This is a genomic window from Aeribacillus sp. FSL K6-8210 (genome assembly GCF_037963925.1).
Taxonomy (GTDB): Bacteria; Bacillota; Bacilli; order Bacillales; family Aeribacillaceae; genus Aeribacillus; species Aeribacillus composti.
Genome location: NZ_CP150172.1, coordinates 1,769,744 through 1,787,594 on the forward strand (window position 1 = coordinate 1,769,744; position 17,851 = coordinate 1,787,594).

The 17,851-nt window shown below is 35.9% G+C and carries 12 protein-coding genes; all 12 read left to right on the top strand.

All coding sequences use genetic code 11. The annotated features are described in order from the left end of the window. The first annotated feature begins 196 nt into the window (after positions 1–196). The 12 genes from NSQ41_RS08570 to NSQ41_RS08625 all read left to right on the top strand — a co-directional run bounded on the left by NSQ41_RS08570 (position 197) and on the right by NSQ41_RS08625 (position 17,792). The gene (locus tag NSQ41_RS08570) at positions 197–1,324 is read left to right on the top strand and encodes an IS110 family transposase (protein ID WP_094244858.1); all 1,128 of its coding nucleotides are present in this window, start codon (positions 197–199) and stop codon (positions 1,322–1,324) included. A 650-nt stretch (positions 1,325–1,974) separates the two neighbouring features. Then, positions 1,975–4,560 carry a PAS domain S-box protein gene (locus NSQ41_RS08575; protein ID WP_339211444.1) on the top strand — a complete coding sequence of 862 codons (2,586 nt, stop codon included), beginning with the start codon at positions 1,975–1,977 and terminating at the stop codon, positions 4,558–4,560. A 748-nt stretch (positions 4,561–5,308) separates the two neighbouring features. Continuing rightward, positions 5,309–6,037 carry an EAL domain-containing protein gene (locus NSQ41_RS08580; protein ID WP_066246638.1) on the top strand — a complete coding sequence of 243 codons (729 nt, stop codon included), beginning with the start codon at positions 5,309–5,311 and terminating at the stop codon, positions 6,035–6,037. 60 nt (positions 6,038–6,097) lie between these two features. Next, a complete protein-coding gene (locus tag NSQ41_RS08585) occupies positions 6,098–8,137 on the top strand; it encodes a FapA family protein (RefSeq protein WP_339211446.1) in 2,040 nt (679 codons plus the stop codon). Between the two features lie 97 nt (positions 8,138–8,234). Next, complete coding sequence (locus NSQ41_RS08590) at positions 8,235–8,552, top strand: STAS domain-containing protein (RefSeq protein ID WP_063389572.1); 318 nt, start codon at positions 8,235–8,237, stop codon at positions 8,550–8,552. Positions 8,553–9,153: 601 nt separating this feature from the next. Continuing rightward, positions 9,154–9,885, top strand: a complete 732-nt coding sequence (locus NSQ41_RS08595) for a LytTR family DNA-binding domain-containing protein (RefSeq protein ID WP_063389570.1) — start codon at positions 9,154–9,156, stop codon at positions 9,883–9,885. A gap of 135 nt (positions 9,886–10,020) precedes the next feature. Next, positions 10,021–12,120 (top strand): HD domain-containing phosphohydrolase, encoded by a 2,100-nt coding sequence (locus NSQ41_RS08600; RefSeq protein ID WP_130157258.1) that lies wholly within the window; start codon positions 10,021–10,023, stop codon positions 12,118–12,120. Positions 12,121–12,173: 53 nt separating this feature from the next. After that, a complete protein-coding gene (locus tag NSQ41_RS08605; protein WP_063389568.1) occupies positions 12,174–13,793 on the top strand; it encodes a methyl-accepting chemotaxis protein in 1,620 nt (539 codons plus the stop codon). 52 nt (positions 13,794–13,845) lie between these two features. Next, positions 13,846–14,163 carry an STAS domain-containing protein gene (locus NSQ41_RS08610; RefSeq protein WP_063389567.1) on the top strand — a complete coding sequence of 106 codons (318 nt, stop codon included), beginning with the start codon at positions 13,846–13,848 and terminating at the stop codon, positions 14,161–14,163. Positions 14,164–14,231: 68 nt separating this feature from the next. Then, a complete protein-coding gene (locus NSQ41_RS08615) occupies positions 14,232–15,002 on the top strand; it encodes a PP2C family protein-serine/threonine phosphatase (RefSeq protein ID WP_327873842.1) in 771 nt (256 codons plus the stop codon). A gap of 427 nt (positions 15,003–15,429) precedes the next feature. Further along, positions 15,430–16,074, top strand: a complete 645-nt coding sequence (locus NSQ41_RS08620; protein WP_063389565.1) for an HlyD family efflux transporter periplasmic adaptor subunit — start codon at positions 15,430–15,432, stop codon at positions 16,072–16,074. Positions 16,075–16,109: 35 nt separating this feature from the next. Continuing rightward, positions 16,110–17,792, top strand: a complete 1,683-nt coding sequence (locus NSQ41_RS08625) for a DHA2 family efflux MFS transporter permease subunit (RefSeq protein WP_066246652.1) — start codon at positions 16,110–16,112, stop codon at positions 17,790–17,792. The last annotated feature ends 59 nt before the right edge of the window (positions 17,793–17,851 follow it).

Here is a 17,851-nt window from a genome sequence, read left to right on the forward strand (position 1 = left end):
GATATGAACGCAAACAGTTTTGAAAGACGTTCTCTTTAATGGTGGTTCGACCCTGTAATAAAAACTGTTTGAGTCCATTTGGTGTTCCACCCATTGTCAGCCCTTTTCGTGTGAAAAGGTGACTACGAACAGAAAAATGCCTAACGTGCAAATGGACTCCCTGTTTGCGAATTTATCGATGGAAGGAGTAAGAATCATGGATGTTCTTTATCATCGTTGTGCAGGATTAGATATCCATGCCGAAACAATTGTCGTTTGTGCTCTTCTTGGAGAGGAAGAACACGTTCAAAAGGAAGTTGAAACATTTCCTACTTTCACGAAAGACTTGTTTCGTCTTCTGAAATGGTTAGAAGATCGTGGTGTCACTCATATTGCGATGGAGAGTACGGGCGTTTACTGGAAACCTGTGTTCAATATTTTGGAAGATTACTTTGACATTACACTTGCCAACGCTCAGCGAATCAAAAATGTACCGGGGAGAAAAACCGATGTTTCCGATGCAGAATGGATCGCCAAATTGTTGCGTTACGGATTGATCGAGAAGAGTTTCGTACCTCCTGAGAACATTCGAGAATTACGGGATTTAACTCGCTTGCGCAAAAAATGGATCGGGCAGTTAACCGCGGAGAAAAACCGCATTCAAAAAGTGTTGGAATGTTCCAATATCAAGTTAAGTTCCGTGATTTCGGATGTATTTGGTGTATCTGGGCGAAAGCTACTGGAACGTTTAATGAAACAGGGATACATCGAAGAAACCGAAGTCGATGCTTGCATTCACAGGAGTATGAAGAGGAAAAAACAACAAATTCAGGATTCTCTCTTTGGTACATTGACCAACCATCAACTGTTCATGATTCGCCAATCGTGGAAGCACATCGAATCGTTGGAAAGTTTACTTCGAGACATCGAAGAACGAATCGACCAACTCTTACAAGTATACAAACAAGAGATGGAGCTTCTTGTGACCATACCGGGGGTCAAGAAGGAAACCGCTGCCGTGATTATCGCTGAAATCGGAGTCGATATGGGACAATTTCCAACGTCTCAACACCTCGCTTCATGGGCGGGAGTCGCGCCGGGAAATCATGAAAGTGCTGGAAAACGAAAAAGTACCCGAACGACGAAGGGGAATCCGCATATCAAATCGGCGTTATGTGAGGCGGCTTGGGCTTTGTCTCGATGTAGGAATCAACGTTTGGCAGCGAAATATTGGTCATTGGCGGCACGCAGGGGAAAGAAAAAAGCACTCGTTGCGATCGCGCACCGAATGCTTACCATCATTTACTGCATCATTTCTCGAAAAGAACCGTTTCGAGAGCAGTAAATAAATTAGTATAACCAAAAAGGTTCAGAAATATACGAGATACCTAAAAATAAGGTAGCTCTGCTTTCCTATTTCCTTTTTTTGGTCGTTAATAGGGTATCCAATTTGATTGTGGGGTATACCGCTTCAGCCATGGTTAATTGATTTTCACAGAAAAAGTGAATATTCGGAAGCTTGATCGAATCATTGCAAGTCATATTCTGTAGTTGTACTCTTTAAATCAAAAGAATTTTTATATTTTACAAAAATAAATAAATATAACATTTACAATGCTGCACTAAGAGATTTTTGAATCAATAGGTGCAATAAAATGCAAAGATTGTTAAGAACATTTAAAATTGCTTCTATGAAATTTTTCATATAGAATGATTGTTTGAGAGCAATAGCACCTATAAAATTTCTTAAATCTCGGTGCTTTTTTTGTTTTTTCAATACTAGGATGACGCTTTAAATTCCGCTTTTTAATAAAAGTATCCCGCTTATCTGCAAAGTTCTTTGGCATATTACTCCACCGTCTTCAAAAAACAGTTTTAATATTTTACTAAAAAAACTGTTCCGTTCTGTTCAAAATGGTTCCACAGAGTAAAAATAATTGTCTAACCTTCTTTATTTGTTTATGATGTAAGCAAATAAGATAAGGTGTGTGAAACATGGAAGCTTTGTTTAATTGGGAGTTAGTGATTTCATCTGTCGTCATGGCAATCATTGCTTCTTTTTTTTCTGTTCACATGATTCAGAACATACAGGTGTCTACTGAAAAGGATAAGTGGTTATACATAATGTTAGGAACGATATGGGTAGGGTTAGGAATTTGGTCGATGCAATTTATTGACATGCTCGGTGATGATTTATATTTGATTGCAACGTATTACACCGTCTATACGTTATTATCTTTTTTGCTAGGGATCATTGCATCATTCGCTGCTTTTTCCATGAAAGATAAACAAAAAAATGTTTCTAATGCAGCGGCGATTTCGATTGTAGTGGGTTTAAGTATTTTTGTAATATATTATATTGGTATAAAATCATTGAAAGGGAATGAATATGACGGATTTTATTCCGTTCTTTCTAACTTAATCGCTTTTGTTTTAGCGGGAGCAGTGATTGCCTTTTTCCATCACAATAAGCGATCTCAAAAGCTTCAAATGAAAGCGATCATAATACCTTCAATTGTTTTGGGATTGGGTATTTTCATTTTTCAATACACGGTAATGAATGAAATAAAAAAAGCTGGATTATTCATATATGAGCAGATTTATTCGGTTTCTACATTGCTGGCAAATCAACTTCTCCTTTCAATCATCATGATTTTTATGATTTTTGCATTTGTTCAAAAAGAAAAAAACAAGCTAGAAAGAAAGTTTGAAACAACAAATCTATATTACGAGTCATTGATTTCGTATAATCCGTATATCGTTTTCATCATTAATATCGACGGAATGATTACGAATATAAATCCTAAAGGATTAGAAATCTTAAAAGCAAAAAAAGAACAAATGATTCATCAATCGATTTTTTCGTTTTTGCCTCAAGACGATGCCGAAAGGGTAAAACAGAAAATGAATCGTTTGTTGGAGCATAACGAAAATGAAATGGAAGTTTCGTTTAAAAATAGTAAAGGTGAATGGATTCCTTTACTTTTAACGTTCGTCCCTATGATCGTTGAAGGAAAAAATGAAGGTTTTTTCGTCATCGCCAAAGATATGAAAGAATTAAAACAATATCAAAAACGACTTCGAAAAATGCAGAAAGATTTAATGAATACATTAGAACGCCAGCAAGGAATGACATTTAAGTTCGTCAAAATAAACGATCAGTTTATCCATACGTTATGTGCAGGGGAATTGCTCTATAAACTTGGCTATTCTCCCCATGAGATTATTGGAAAGGATTTGCGGGATTTTTTGCCGAAAGAAGTCGCTGAACGGCAGCTTCGAGCTTATCAGAAAGCCTGGAATGGCGAGATTGTCCATTTTGAGGGAAAGCTGAACGGATATGATTACTTGGCTGTGTTAAGTCCGGTTATAGAAAATGGAAAAGTTGTTGAAGTCATCGGTTCTTGTGTAGACATAACCGTCAGAAAAGAGCAGGAAATGAAATTAAATGAGTCGAATGCACTAAGACGGACGATTATTGACAATCTGCCAATCGGAATTGTTGTGATTGATCATGAAATGAAGATTATCGCCTTAAATAAGACGATATTGAAAATTTTTCAAATCAATGAGCCAATAAAACAGCTGATTGGGAAAAACATCACAAATTATTTTCCAGCCGTTGGCCGAAAGGTTGAAGAGAACACAGGGGAAGTATCAAAGATTTTCACGCCCTATAAGCATTTCTCTGATGAAGTGAACACCAAAAATGGTAAAATCTTGAAAAGAAGTTATTTTCCCTTTTATATGGACGGGAAACTGAAAGGCCATTTATGGACGTTTGAAGATATAACAGAACAAAAGAAGATGGAAAACAGCATTATTCAGGCGAAAGAAGAAGCCGTCAAAGCCAATATGGCGAAATCGGAATTTTTATCGAAAATGAGTCATGAATTAAGAACGCCGTTAAATGGAATCCTTGGTTTTTCTCATTTGTTGGAACTAGATAAAACGTTAACGGAGCAGCAGCAAGCATTTGTGGAAGAAATTTTAAAAGGAGGCCGCCATTTATTAAATTTGATTAATGAAATTTTAGATCTTTCCAGAATTGAAACAGGAAAAATAAAAATTTCAAATGACGAAGTACAAATTGATTCGGTCATATGTGAATGTATAGCATTGATGAAGCCAGCGGCAAACAAAAAAAGGATCAAAATCATCAAAAGCATTGATCAGTGTGTGGATCAAATGATCCACATTGATTCGTTAAGATTAAAACAAGTCATTTTAAATTTGTTAGATAACGCGATTAAATATAATGTTGAAGGTGGACAGATCCATATAACCTGTAAATGTCAAAACGGATTTCTAGTTATTCACATAATTGATACCGGCATCGGGATATGCGAAGAAGAATTGAAAAAAATATATGAACCTTTTTATCGTATTCAACATGTGCAAGTTGAAGGAACCGGTCTCGGACTTTCACTTGTAAAACAACTGATAGAGCTGATGAACGGGGAATTTGGGGTTGTTAGCAAAATAGGAGAAGGAAGTGACTTTTGGATTAAACTGCCTATGTTGAATCGAGAAACGAATCATGCTGTTAAGAAAGATCTAGAACACAGGCAGCACCATTAATATATATAAACTGTTTTCTATGTTTACGGAAAATGCCGCATGAGTTATGGGAAAAATGTTATTTTGTTCAAATAGGTTAAAAGAGTTCCGTTTAATGTGCTGGAAATGTTGGAATTTAATGACTGACCGTTCAGTTGCCTTGTTACAAAGTGTTTTGCAATATTCAATATGCAAAAGTAAAAGGTTTGATGAAAATCAAAGCTTTTTTCATTCCAGTGATAATGAAAACCTTTTCTTAAGCAAAAGATACCATCTTGTGGAAATACAGGAAATGAGAATTATAAAAAACTTTATTAGACGAACACGTCAAACTTGCCGGCAATGTCGATAAAAGCAGAAGAATTTCATACTTGAACAGGAGGCTTGCTAATCATAGCAGCTTCTTTTTTTTTCATAAATACAATTTCCTAGTTACAAAATCATGAATACAAGACAATGACGATTCTAAAGCTTTTCCTTCTGGATTCAAACTTCTGCTAAAAAAAATGAAATAATTTTAGTATGATTATTTAGTCATAGGTCTTTTTTGCTATTGTTTTTAGTTCAAAAGAACTATTTGGGCAATATTTGTAAGTTTGAATAAAAAAGTCGTAAAATGTCGGATTTTTGACATATTCTGTCCTCTATCATTTTTCTTAAGTCAAAATACGTTCCTCTCATGCTGGAGGCTGGTTAGACAATAAGTTGGAATACAGTTACATTGAACATAGAACAAAAATATCATAAAACATGGCAAGGGAGGGAAAAGATGAGAAACAGTGCAGCCAATAAAATGGAATCAGTTTATCAACCGATTTGGGATTTAAATAATTGGAATGTATTTGGATATGAGGCATTTTTAACCTTTCCAGATGGCCAAATGGACATAGAAAAAATATATGAACTGGCACGGGGAAAAGGATGTCTTTATGAACTGAACATAAAGGCGATATTAAATGCGATTACGTGTTTTCCGATTGAACGTTTGGATGATTCATTAATATTCGTCAATCTTTTCCCTTCCACACTCATTCATCATCAATTCGAAAAATTTGTCGAGCGGTTATTGAAACAATATCCTCAAATACAAGAAAAAGTTGTATTTCAAATAAATCATACACCAAGTGAAAAGCATATATGGGACTTGCCAGATTTAAAAGATAAAATAAACATGTTAAAGAAAAACGGTTTTGATGTAGCATTATATGGCGTTGGAAATGGAACGGCTGTTTTACAACAAATTGTTGATTTTTCAGCAAGCTATATTAAACTTGATCGGCATTTTACTAAAGAATTATATCGTTCTAAAGAAAAACAGCACATTGTCTCGCTTTTAGTGCAATATGCAAAACAACAAATCACTATTATCTTGGAAGGAATCGAAAAGGAGATGGACTTAGCTAAGGCAAAATTGTTAAAAGTTCCTGTTGGCCAAGGAAATTTATTAGGAAAACCAGAAAAATCAGCCGTCCACACCATTGAAGATATTTTTCGATAAGCACTCCGACAGATGAATGAACATGTTTCTCCTGAATTTTATATGGAGAGGTAGATGCAAATGAATCAGTCAGTTTTAGCGAAAGGAAAAAACATACAGGAAGCGATCGAACTAGGTTTGAGTATTTTAGGGACTGATAAGGAGAAAGTTTCGATTGAAATCATCGAAAAAGGCGGCAAAGGATTTTGGAAAATTGGTTCTAAACAGGCGATCGTCAGATTAACAAAGCTGGATGATCAGGAAACATCTTCTAAGCAAAGCTCTATAAAACAGGATCCCTTAGAACAGATCATTGATTCGTTAGAAATCGAATCATTTGCAAGCTCTGAACCAATAAAAGAAAATTCATTAGAAGGTAAAGTGTGGATAAAAGATGGAAAATTATATTGCCAGCCAGCTTCAAATAAATACCCGACCGTTACTGTTGGAAAAGGAATAAAGTTGTATAAAAATGGTCAACTCATTACCGGAACAACCATCGTAACAGAAATGGATGAGTATAAAATTCAAACGGATGAAGTTGTAACGGAAGGTAAATGGGATATTACGATCGACTCTGACAAGCTGCATGTTTTTTTACAAATAGAACCAGGGTATCGAAAAACGTATAAAGTGAAAGATATCGAACCTAGTGAGCATATTGTATTAGAAGGAGAAGAAATTGTTGAAACGATTCCAGCAGTTGATTACAATCAAATTTTAAAAAAACTAGAAGAGCTGCGAGTTATTCATGGATTTAACCATAATGAGATTATTAAAGCAATTCATACGGACCGGCCAGGAAAATTTACAATTGCATCTGGCATGAAACCAAAAGAAGGGGAAAATGGAAAAATCGAGCTTCTCGTTGATTTAAATAAAGGAGCAAAAGTGAAAGAAAAAGAAGACGGAACCGTCGATTTTCGTGAAAAACAGGAGTTCCCTTCAGTTGAAAAAGGACAGGTCATTGCTATTGTACATCCTCCTGTCCCTGGAATACCTGGAATTACGGTTACGAACGAACCTTTACCACCTAAACCGACATATCCGCTTACGATTCAGCCGGGAAAGGGAATCGCTCTTATCGAGCAAGGTAAAAAAATTTTAGCTACAGAAACGGGGCGTCCTCTCATTGAACAAAGGGGATTAATCGTCAGAGTATCTATATTGCCAAAACTTGTACATTCTCATGATGTGAATTTATTATCAGGAAACATTCGTTTTAAGGGTGATCTGGACGTTCTTGGCAATGTGGAAGAGGGAATGGTTGTAGAGGCGGATGGAAACATTTTGATTCAAAAAAATGTATATGGAGCTACAATTTCATCGAAAAATGCCATTGTCGTTCATGGAAGCTTTATTAAAAGCACAATCTCAGCAGGAAAACAAAATATTTATTCATCCGAGCTCATTCGATTATTAACAAGCATTCAAGAACAAATGGATCAATTGATCAAATCCATTTATCAAGTCATTAAGCTCCCTGCATATAAAATGTCAGACTATTCATCAAAAGGATTACAGCCGTTAATAAAAATTTTGCTTGAAAAAAAGTTCAATAATTTGCTTACGCTTGTAAAGCAATATATTGCGACCTGCAATAATGGGAGTCATATTTTAGAGCTGGAATGGCTAACAATTAGCGAACAGTTAAGACTATGTTTCCTTTCACCTGCTGTAAATGAATACCATACGATCGAAAAAATCAATCAGCTCATGCAAAAAATAGCTGAACTGTTAGAGCGGCAAAAAAATGAACAGGATGATCACTGTTTTGTCAAACTAAAGTATGCTCAAAATAGCACCATTTATTCCCGAGGGGACATTTTTATAACTGGACAAGGCTGTTTTAACAGCAAAGTGTATGCTGGTGGAACGATCGCCATAAAAAATGTCCTCAGAGGCGGGGAAATATTTTCCGAAAAAGAGGTCATGGTGAGAGAGAGTGGTTCAGAAAGCGGGGTTATGACAAAAATCAGCGTGCCAAGCAATGGAAAAATTATCATTGATCATGCCAATGAAGGGACAATCATCGAAATAGGAAAAATGAAGCATGTGTTTCATGGAGGGAAAAGAAACATAATAGCGAAATTAGATAAAAATGGAAATCTTGTATTTTAGCGACATAAAAACAGTTGACGTTTGAAAAGGACGTGCCGTTTATTAAAAGATTTTTCAGCAAAACGAACAGGCATGTTTAGAAAGGAAGAATTTTTGTATGTTTTCTTATAGCCTCGATCAATTGAACGAAAAAGCATACGTCCGGTTTGTCGGAGATTTAGATATTGAAGTCGCGGAATTAATGGAAACAGAAATTATTCCGGCTCTGCAAACCTATACAAATATTGAGTTTGATTTTCAAGAAGTTCCTTTCGTTGATTCCACCGGGATTGGACTGTTATTAAATTTAATCGAGACAGTCAAAAAGAATGGGTTGGATGTTCAAGTGAAAATAAAAAACGTTCAACCTTTAGTGAAAGATGTATTTGATATGCTCCAATTAGATAAAATTTTAGGAGAAAATGTATTTGTATAGGTATTACGATAATGAAGTGGGATGAGCGCTATTTTAGAAGCAGAAAACATCATGTAGACGATGCAGTATTGGTAGAAATCAGCAAAACAGCCGATTTCTACCTTTTGATATGTAAAAAAATACTAATATTAGCATTTTGTGTATTTTACAGATTGTTGAGACTGAGTTGGGAGCCCGGGGAAAAATCAAATTTTTTCTATAATGTTTTTGTTAAAATAATTTTTATTTCAAATTGGCATCCCGGTGGTTTTATATCGGGAAAAGATTTGAATTGCAGAACGATCCTTGCAGAAATCGACGCATTTCAACTTTTTCGCAGCTTGCAAGCATCTTTTCGGCGACAAAATTTGATTATAATGAAAAACTTATTTTATGAAAATATTTATGTGAAATTCATAAAGCAAAACGGTTTTTCAGCATTTTAAGTACTTGGATAAACATCGAAGACGCTGTCTGCATCATGGAGACATCCAACAAGGAAAGATGCCGGTTTCATCCGTAATTCATGCTTTCCTTTTGAAAAGGAACATCATCATCCATGCAGAATACACAATAAACTCAAAAAGACGGCACGCAAACTAGAGCAACGAGGTGGAGATTTATGGAGAAATACAAACTGATTATTGCAGATGATGATCACCCTTCAAGACTGATTTTATCCCATTTTATTCAATTGTTCCCCCAATATGAAATCGTCTGTGAGGCAGCTGACGGAGAAGAATTAATTCAACGATTTATGAAGAAAATTCCTGATATTGTTTTAGTTGATGTCGATATGCCGAAAATTAACGGAATGGAAGCTATGAAAATATGTAAAGAAATCCATCCGTCCTTGCAAGTCATCTTTACAACTGGGTATGATGAATTTGCTGTTGAGGCATTTAATCTGTCTGCTACAGATTATATCGTAAAGCCAATTGAACGGACTCGATTATTTACGGCGCTTGAAAAGGCGAAAAAAGCGATTGAAATAGAGAAAAAATTATTAAACAAGCATCCATTTAAAGAGATTAAAAAGCTTTCGATTAAATCGAATCAAACCTTTCATTACATCTCATCGGACGACATCCTTTTTATTGAGAAGAACGGAAGAAAAACGGTGTTTCATACTGCAGAACATCAACACGAAACAAACGAATCCCTGCAAGAAATAGAAGGGAAATTGCCTTGTAATTTCTATAAAACTCATCGTTCCTATATTGTTAATTTGAAAAAGATCATAAAAATTGAACCACAAGGCGAAACGTATGCCGCCCATTTTTCTGGAAGCGATAAAGTTGCCTACATTTCGAAATTGAAAATACAAGAGGTGCACGGATTGTTAAGGGCATGATATTTGCGAGGGAGAAGTTCTAAAATGGATTTTTTCTTTTTTATATTGAAAAAGCTTTAAAAATTATTCGGGGATTTTTCATTCAATTCGTAAAATATGTCTGACCCGAGTTTTTAAAAGAAAGGTGTATCATACATGCCGATCTTGTTGAAAGAAAAAGGGTTCATGCTTATTGTCATCGGCTTTGGCCTGCCCATTATTCTAATACAATTATGGAGTTTAGAGAAAACTCATATACCATTTGCCATTTTAATAGCGATTCTTGCAGGGATATTAGAAATATTTCCTATCGAACTCCGCAATGGTAAGAAGCTTTCTTGTTCAAGCATTTTTAACATTGTGGTTCTTGTTCAAATGGGAATTCCGGAAGCTGTGATTGTTGTTCTCATCGCTTCTTTATTCTTATTTTACAATAGCAAATTAAGCTTTATTTCTTGGTTATTTCAGGTTAGTCAATGTGCGGTTGCTGTTTTTTTATCAGGATTTGTATTTGAGTATTTTTTTGGCAAACTCGGCGTTTTTACATATATAACCTCCGTTTTCGCATTTGCATGCACAACGTTTATATATTTTTTCATCTTTTTTGCCATTACAGTGATCTATAAGAGTCTCGTTTTCTCTCAAAATTTTTCGGATGTTTTGAAAACAGAGATGAATGATACATTGCTAGCATTTGCTGTGACATTTATTTTAGGATTTCGGCTTGCTGCTATTGATTACGATCAACAGCCTTTTCCATTTTGGTTTGAAACGATCTTTGCCGTCGCTGTTTTTCTATTCGCTCGATCCATTGCTCAAGTACTAGTTCGTCATAGAAAAAACCATTTGACCACCTTAGAAAATATTACACAGTATATGGAACAAAAAGTTCATTTGCCGAAGGGGCATTCTAAAAGGGTAGGAGATTTAGCACGCCGCATCGCAGAAGAGTTAAAGTTAAGCCCCAAACATGTTGATGCTGTTCATTACGCTGCCTTGTTGCATGATATTGGAAAAATACAAATGGAGCATGAAATTTTTCAGAAGCGAGGGGCTCTGACGCTTGAAGAAGAAAAGCTTTATAAACAACATTCCGAGTTAGGGGCAAAGATGGTTTCAGCAATATCGGGAATCGAAAAAGCTGCCCAGTATGTCCGTTTTCATCACGAACAATGGGATGGAAAAGGCTATCCGGATGGAAAAAAAGGAGAAGAAATTCCATTGGGAGCCCGCATTATTGCTGCGGCAAATGAGTATGACAAATTGATGCATTCTTCTGGAATTATCAATCAAAAGAAAGCTTTTCTAAATTTAAAGAATACAAAACTTGATCCAAAATTAGTAGAAATTGTTTTAAAAATAGCTGATTTCAAAAAGGCAGGCAAAGATCATCATCCGGGATTGATTCAGGCTCAAAATCAGCAGCACTTTCACGATATAAAATATAAAGGCTCGAAGCTTCTGAAAGATTTTGCTGTTGTACAAGCTGTATTTTATCAAAATGGCAGCTTCTATCATATAAATGGTGAAAAAGTTCAGATTCCTTGTGAACAACAAATCAAAAGCCTGATTACGAATCATCCTATTCAAAATGGATATGCACATGAATTTATTGAAGATGTTCCAAGTCGGAAAATGTATAACGTTCATTGGATCTGTTTGGAAAAGAAAATATTATGTCTATTGTTTGATGTAAGTCATTTACGAGAATATGAGAGAAAACAAGAATTGAGGATACGTACAATTTACCGTGATTGTTTATACGCCGTCACACAAGGAAAATTGACTCTGATTGAACGGGAAGAATTAAAAAGCTTTAATCAAGGTGAGAAAATTGCAGAATTTCCTGTTTCTGAAAAAAATGATGTTGCGGCATGTAGAACATTTATTGACCAGTTGTTAAAAGATCGGCATATTTCAGAAAAGAAAAGATATAATGTGCTCTTATCTATTTCTGAAGCTGTAACAAATGTATTAAAGCATGCGGTTGAAGGAAAAATGAAAGTTTATTTGAACCATGATTGGTTAAAAGTGATTGTAGAAGATAAAGGAAATGGCATCAAATTAAGCGAACTGCCAAAATCAATTTTGTTAGAAGGTTATTCCAGCAAACGGTCATTTGGGCACGGTTTCAGCATTATGTTAAAAATGATGGATAAAATTTCAATATATACAAGTACAGAAGGAACGACGATTATTTTAGAAGTAGATTTAAAGGATCGACTCATAGAGAGAAGAAAAAACATTCCATTATGATAAAGATCATTTTGCAATCAAGTACTTGATCCTTTCGTTCGGAGTGAATGCGGATGAATTTCTTAAAGAATAAAACGATCATTGGTCAAATTATTACAATGATTGCGCTTATTCCGATTATTATTTGTTCTATTTTCATCTTTATTTTTGTCAGGCAGATGGAGAAAGAATTTGATCATTTTCATAGAAATGATGTGTTACGAACAGCAAACATTTTAAAAAGCGCGATTGAAATCAGCGAAAATTCCAAAAAAACGGTTGAACGTTTAATTGACGAAAAGCTGCATTTAATTTCAAAAGAGATTGCAAAAGAATTGCGCGGGAAAACGATCGAGGAAGTGACTCAGCAAGATTTAATTGCATTGCGCAATAAATATGATGTGTACAATATTTCTTTATTGGTAAGAAGAAATGATGATATAATCATTGCCCAATCTTCAGACCCAAATGAAATTGGTTTAAGCACAAAAGAGTGGGGGTATTGGTATGATGCTTTTCAACAACTGATGTCAGGTAAGCCTGTAACAGTAGGGAAAGGTTATTATCAAGAACATTATTGGGTTGGTCCGATCTCCAAATCAGACTGGGAAAACAAATATTTTAAATATGCCTATTATTATGACGGAACAACTGAATTTATGATTAATCCGTATATTCTTGATTCTGAAATTTATCATGCAACGAAGCATTCGGATCCTGAAGCGCTTATTCATTCCATTTTAAAATTTAAAGAAAGTGAAATCGAAGAAATTGCGGTTATAAATGCCAATGTACTGCTTCGGAGCGAAAATCGAGATATTATTGAACCGGAAAGAGATGCGCCGATATTATATGGAAAAAATTCATATAAGCATGAAAAAGATCATTTTTATATTCAAAAAGTTCTGAAAGAGAATCAAATGGAGTCGGTGAAACTGGGGGAAAACTATCGGAAATATTATCTGCCAATTCCAAATGACAGGGTTATTACGATTGTCACCGACTTAAGCGCTGGCACAAAGTTTTTTCATAATATCATTTTTTTGTTTGTCCTGTCATTTGTTGCTGCCTTTGTCATTATATTTTTCGTTTTGCAGGTCATTACGAAAAAGTATTTAACACCGATCCCTACTATTCACCGTTATATTAATAAAATTGCAGCAGGCGATTTGACCGAAGAAATTCATGTCGATCAGAAAAATGAATTCGGTGATATTGCTGCCCATTTAAATGAAATGACTGACCGCATCAGCCAATTAATTGTCGATATTAAAAACGATATTGAAACATTAAGGCTCGTTTCAAACGTTTTATCAGAGACAGTGCACTCTTACTTTCATGTCATGGACGAAGTTTCAACAACCATGACGAAGGAATCGCGGGAAATTTTTCACGAAATAGAATTAGAAGTGAAAGAAATACGACAAAACTATGAAAATATCAATCAACAACTGGAAAAACTAAAAGAAGCGAATCATTTTGAATTCCATCATGTCTCTAATTTTATTATTCAATCAAGTCATCAACTCATAAGACTGAATGATTTGATGAAACAAAATGTCAAAAAAGTTACGGAAATGAATTTATCTTCTTTTGATGCGATACAGCAATTGAATGAAATTATTATTCAATTAGACAACCTTTCAAAGGATTTAGAAAATAAAATAAATAAATTTAAAGTTCAAGAATCATGAAACACATAAAGGTGAAAATGATTGCTCAGTTTTTCTGCTAAGGAGGGTATGTATGGGTCTTACGGTTCAAAAGGAAATTCAAGATCAAAGCCTCACATTATACATTAAAGGAGTTTTAGATATTTCAACGGCTCATGTGTTTCATGCTCATTTTAATGAAATCGGCAATTTTCAAGTATTGACGATTGATTTTAGCTATTTGGAATTCATTGATTCATCCGGAATTGGTGAAATCATCGATTTAATTTATTTATCTCAAGAAAAAAACATAAAATTAGTTTTTAAAGGTATGAATGATTTCACAAACCATTTATTTGAAACAGTTGGATTATACGAAATTTTAAAATCGATTCAAGGGGAGGTTGTTTGATGCAAAGAGACTTTTTAACGTATCAGCAATCTTCCTATACGATAGAAGATGTTAAGAGAAAGGAACAAATGCTGCAAAGGGAAATAAACTTGGCACGGACGATACAAACAACGTTGTTGAACGGGCATGCTCCATCGATCGAAGGGGGAGAGGTATTTGGCTATTCTATACCTGCCCGATTAATTGGCGGGGATTATTACGACTTTTATCCGCTTGTCAACGGAAAAGTGCGCATCGTTATTGGGGATGTGATGGGAAAAGGGATTCCTGCTGCGATGCTCATGATCTTAACGCGCGGCGCCTTTCGGACAGCCGCTGAAAGCACGCAAAGCCCCGGAAAGACGCTGACTGCAATGAACAAAGCGTTATACAATGATTTGAGAAAGTTAAAATCTTTTGTTACCGTTTTCTGTGCCGATTGGGATCCGCTGTCGGGAACGTTTACATATGCAAATGCCGGCCATCATCTTCCGCTGTTTATAAGAGGCGATGCGGTACAGGAGCTTCCAAAAGTGAAAGGGATTATGATTGGCGGTCTTCCTAATCAAATTTACCATGAAGAATCGATCCAATTATTTGAACATGATTCAATTTTCTTTTATACAGACGGAATCATTGAGGCGCAGAATCAACGCGGCGAGCAATTTACATTGGCACGGCTGATCGAAACGTTAAAACAAAATCAGGATAAAAATGCTGGGGAGATTGAAAAAAAAGTGCTGGAATCGATTCATAAATTTACAGAAGGCGTTCCGCAAAAAGATGATATGACTATGGTATTCTTAAAAGTAGGGAAACAAAAAGTCGATATTTCAAGTTTAAATTCGCCTGTCATGTAACGTTTATTTGAAAACGTGATTGTTTGGAGGAGTTGAAATAAAAAATTTTACACTAGTTGGAAAAATAAATCTTGGGCTGGGAATCGCTTTTATCATAGCTGCTCTTTTCCTTTTCATGCAGCATTTTACAATGTGATTTATTTAAACCGTTTTCTTTTTGAGATTTCGTTCGTTTGTCTTGGACTTTCATGAATGTTTTCAGCAGCTTTTTATCAAAAATCGAATGGAGCATGATTATGCTTTTTGGACAAAATGACCCAAACAGTCCATTGTACTGTCTGGGTCATTTTTATATATATATATTTCGGTACACGAAAAACATTGACTCGGATAAACGATTGTCATATGATAAATAATGCAGTTTATAAATATTTCACAAAATGAAATATTTATTTAATGAATATTTTTTTTGTAAGGGGGATAAAAAATGAATGTGAAAAAGTTGGTCATATTAAATATTGTTGTTCTCGTTGTTTTGGTTTTAGGAGGTTTTGCCGGATTCTATTATTACAATGAGTCGGTCAACTATATTAAAACAGATTACGCAAAAGTGGACGGACAGCAATTAGTGATCGCCGCCCCTGCTTCCGGCGTCTTGACAAAATTTGATGGAAAGGTTGGAGCACAATTTCAGAAAGATAAAGTCATTGGAAAATTAGCCGTACCTGGGGAGGATGAACCTGTCAGCATTCAAATGCCCCAGTCCGGAACGATTGTCCAAACAAATGCGGTAGAAAATTCATTTGTGGCAGCTGGTACCCCTTTGGCATATGCATATGATTTCGATCATTTATGGATCACTGCCAATATTAAAGAAACCATTATTGGGGATGTAAAAGTTGGTCAAGATGTTGATATTTACATCGACGGGTACAGCGAGTCTAAACTTTCGGGAAAAGTAGAGCAAATCGGAAAAGCAACAGCTAGCGTCTTCTCATTGCTTCCAAGTGAAAATGCGGACGCAAACTATACGAAAGTAACACAGGTGATTCCTGTGAAAATATCTATTGCGGATGCAAAAGGGCTAGGAATTATGCCGGGAATGAATGCAAAAGTACGCATCCATAAATAAATGATTTAACCATATAAACTGAAGGAGGTGGAAGCATGCCGTTTATCATCAGTTATACGTTTTTCACTCTGATTGTGCTGATCGTCATGAATGTTTTCCTTGTCAGAAAGAAAAACTGGCATACAAAAAAAGAGGAAGCACTTGATAAGGAAGTGCCGGTTGGAAAAGTGCTGTTCGTTTTAATGTTTGGAATGTTCATTGCGATTTTGAACCAAACAATTTTAAATGTAGCGCTTCCGGTCATGATGACGGATTTAAATGTCAATGCGACAACAGCACAATGGCTGATGACAGGCTTTATGCTTGCAAACGGAATTTTAATACCGATCAGCGCATTTTTAGTTGAAAATTTCGGTTTTCGCAAGCTGTTTATTACAGCGATGATCTCGTTTACAATTGGATCGCTCGTTTGTGCCGTATCAGCAACATTTCCATTGGTGATGATTGGCAGAATTATTCAGGCGATTGGTGCAGGAATTTTAATGCCGCTTGGCATGAACATTTTTTTGACTGTTTTTCCTCCTGAAAAAAGAGGAACAGCCATGGGGACGATGGGGATTGCCATGATTCTGGCTCCTGCAATTGGTCCGACACTCTCAGGATGGGTTGTGCAAAATTATGATTGGCATTTTTTGTTCTACGCGATGGCTTTGATCGGTTTAATTGATATCTTTTTCGCCTTTATTTGGTTCCGTTTAGAAAAAGAATTAACTCGCCCGACGTTTGATATCCAAGGGATTGTTTATTCAAGTATTGGATTCGGCGGCATTTTATACGGGTTTAGCGAGGCTGGAAGCAAAGGATGGTCAAGCGCGGAAGTTATCATCAGCTTAATGGTCGGAGTTGTTTTTTTAATTTTCTTTGCCGTAAGACAATTGAATGTGGAAAAACCTCTGCTTGAACTAAGAGTATTTAAGTACAACCTCTTTACGTTCACATTAATTATCAACTCGATTGTTACTATGGCATTATTTGGAGGAATGCTGCTTCTCCCGATTTATTTACAAAATATTCGCGGTTTTACACCGATTGAATCGGGTTTATTATTGCTTCCAGGAGCAATGATCATGGGATTAATGGGGCCGATAGCAGGAAAAATTTTCGATCGATATGGTGTAAGAGGATTAGCAATTGTCGGTTTGGCCATTACAACATATGGAACATATGAATTCACGCAGCTGACGGCCGATACGCCCTACACAACCTTATTAGGAATATATATGCTGCGGTCTTTCGGAATGTCATTGATCATGATGCCGATCATGACTGCCGGTATGAATCAGCTGCCATTAAAGATGATTTCCCACGGTACAGCCATGTCGAATACGATACGCCAAGTGGCTGGATCTATTGGAACCGCATTATTAGTAACGGTTATGACACAGCAATCAACAAATCATTTATCAGATTATACGAATCTTGTGTCAAAAACTGATCCAATGTTGATGAATCAGCTGCAAGCACTTGGCAGCAGTATGGCTCAATCAGCCGGACTTTCTGCACATGCTGGTCAAACTATTGGTGCTCAGGCACTTTTAGGGCAGGCATTGCAGCAATCAACCATCGAAGGGATCAACGATGCATTTTACATTGCGACCGTTTTGGCATTCATCGCGCTAGTTCTTTCCTTTTTCTTAAAAACACCAAAGAAAACGCTCCAGGAAAGCTCGTTCGAAGCAGCAAAAGTTAAAACCGAAGCATCTTCCCAAGAGTTATAAACAAAGATATAATGAATGAAACGGGGATGTCCGGCAGAGGACACCCTTTATATATGTGA

What these genes read in the sequence shown, in the direction of transcription:
- NSQ41_RS08605 (WP_063389568.1), top strand. Translation starts at nt 12,174, where the DNA reads ATGAATTTCTTAAAGAATAAAACGATCATTGGTCAAATTATTACAATG.
- NSQ41_RS08615 (WP_327873842.1), top strand. Translation starts at nt 14,232, where the DNA reads ATGCTGCAAAGGGAAATAAACTTGGCACGGACGATACAAACAACGTTG.
- NSQ41_RS08590 (WP_063389572.1), top strand. Translation starts at nt 8,235, where the DNA reads ATGTTTTCTTATAGCCTCGATCAATTGAACGAAAAAGCATACGTCCGG.
- NSQ41_RS08580 (WP_066246638.1), top strand. Translation starts at nt 5,309, where the DNA reads ATGAGAAACAGTGCAGCCAATAAAATGGAATCAGTTTATCAACCGATT.
- NSQ41_RS08570 (WP_094244858.1), top strand. Translation starts at nt 197, where the DNA reads ATGGATGTTCTTTATCATCGTTGTGCAGGATTAGATATCCATGCCGAA.
- NSQ41_RS08595 (WP_063389570.1), top strand. Translation starts at nt 9,154, where the DNA reads ATGGAGAAATACAAACTGATTATTGCAGATGATGATCACCCTTCAAGA.
- NSQ41_RS08600 (WP_130157258.1), top strand. Translation starts at nt 10,021, where the DNA reads ATGCCGATCTTGTTGAAAGAAAAAGGGTTCATGCTTATTGTCATCGGC.
- NSQ41_RS08610 (WP_063389567.1), top strand. Translation starts at nt 13,846, where the DNA reads ATGGGTCTTACGGTTCAAAAGGAAATTCAAGATCAAAGCCTCACATTA.
- NSQ41_RS08620 (WP_063389565.1), top strand. Translation starts at nt 15,430, where the DNA reads ATGAATGTGAAAAAGTTGGTCATATTAAATATTGTTGTTCTCGTTGTT.
- NSQ41_RS08575 (WP_339211444.1), top strand. Translation starts at nt 1,975, where the DNA reads ATGGAAGCTTTGTTTAATTGGGAGTTAGTGATTTCATCTGTCGTCATG.
- NSQ41_RS08625 (WP_066246652.1), top strand. Translation starts at nt 16,110, where the DNA reads ATGCCGTTTATCATCAGTTATACGTTTTTCACTCTGATTGTGCTGATC.
- NSQ41_RS08585 (WP_339211446.1), top strand. Translation starts at nt 6,098, where the DNA reads ATGAATCAGTCAGTTTTAGCGAAAGGAAAAAACATACAGGAAGCGATC.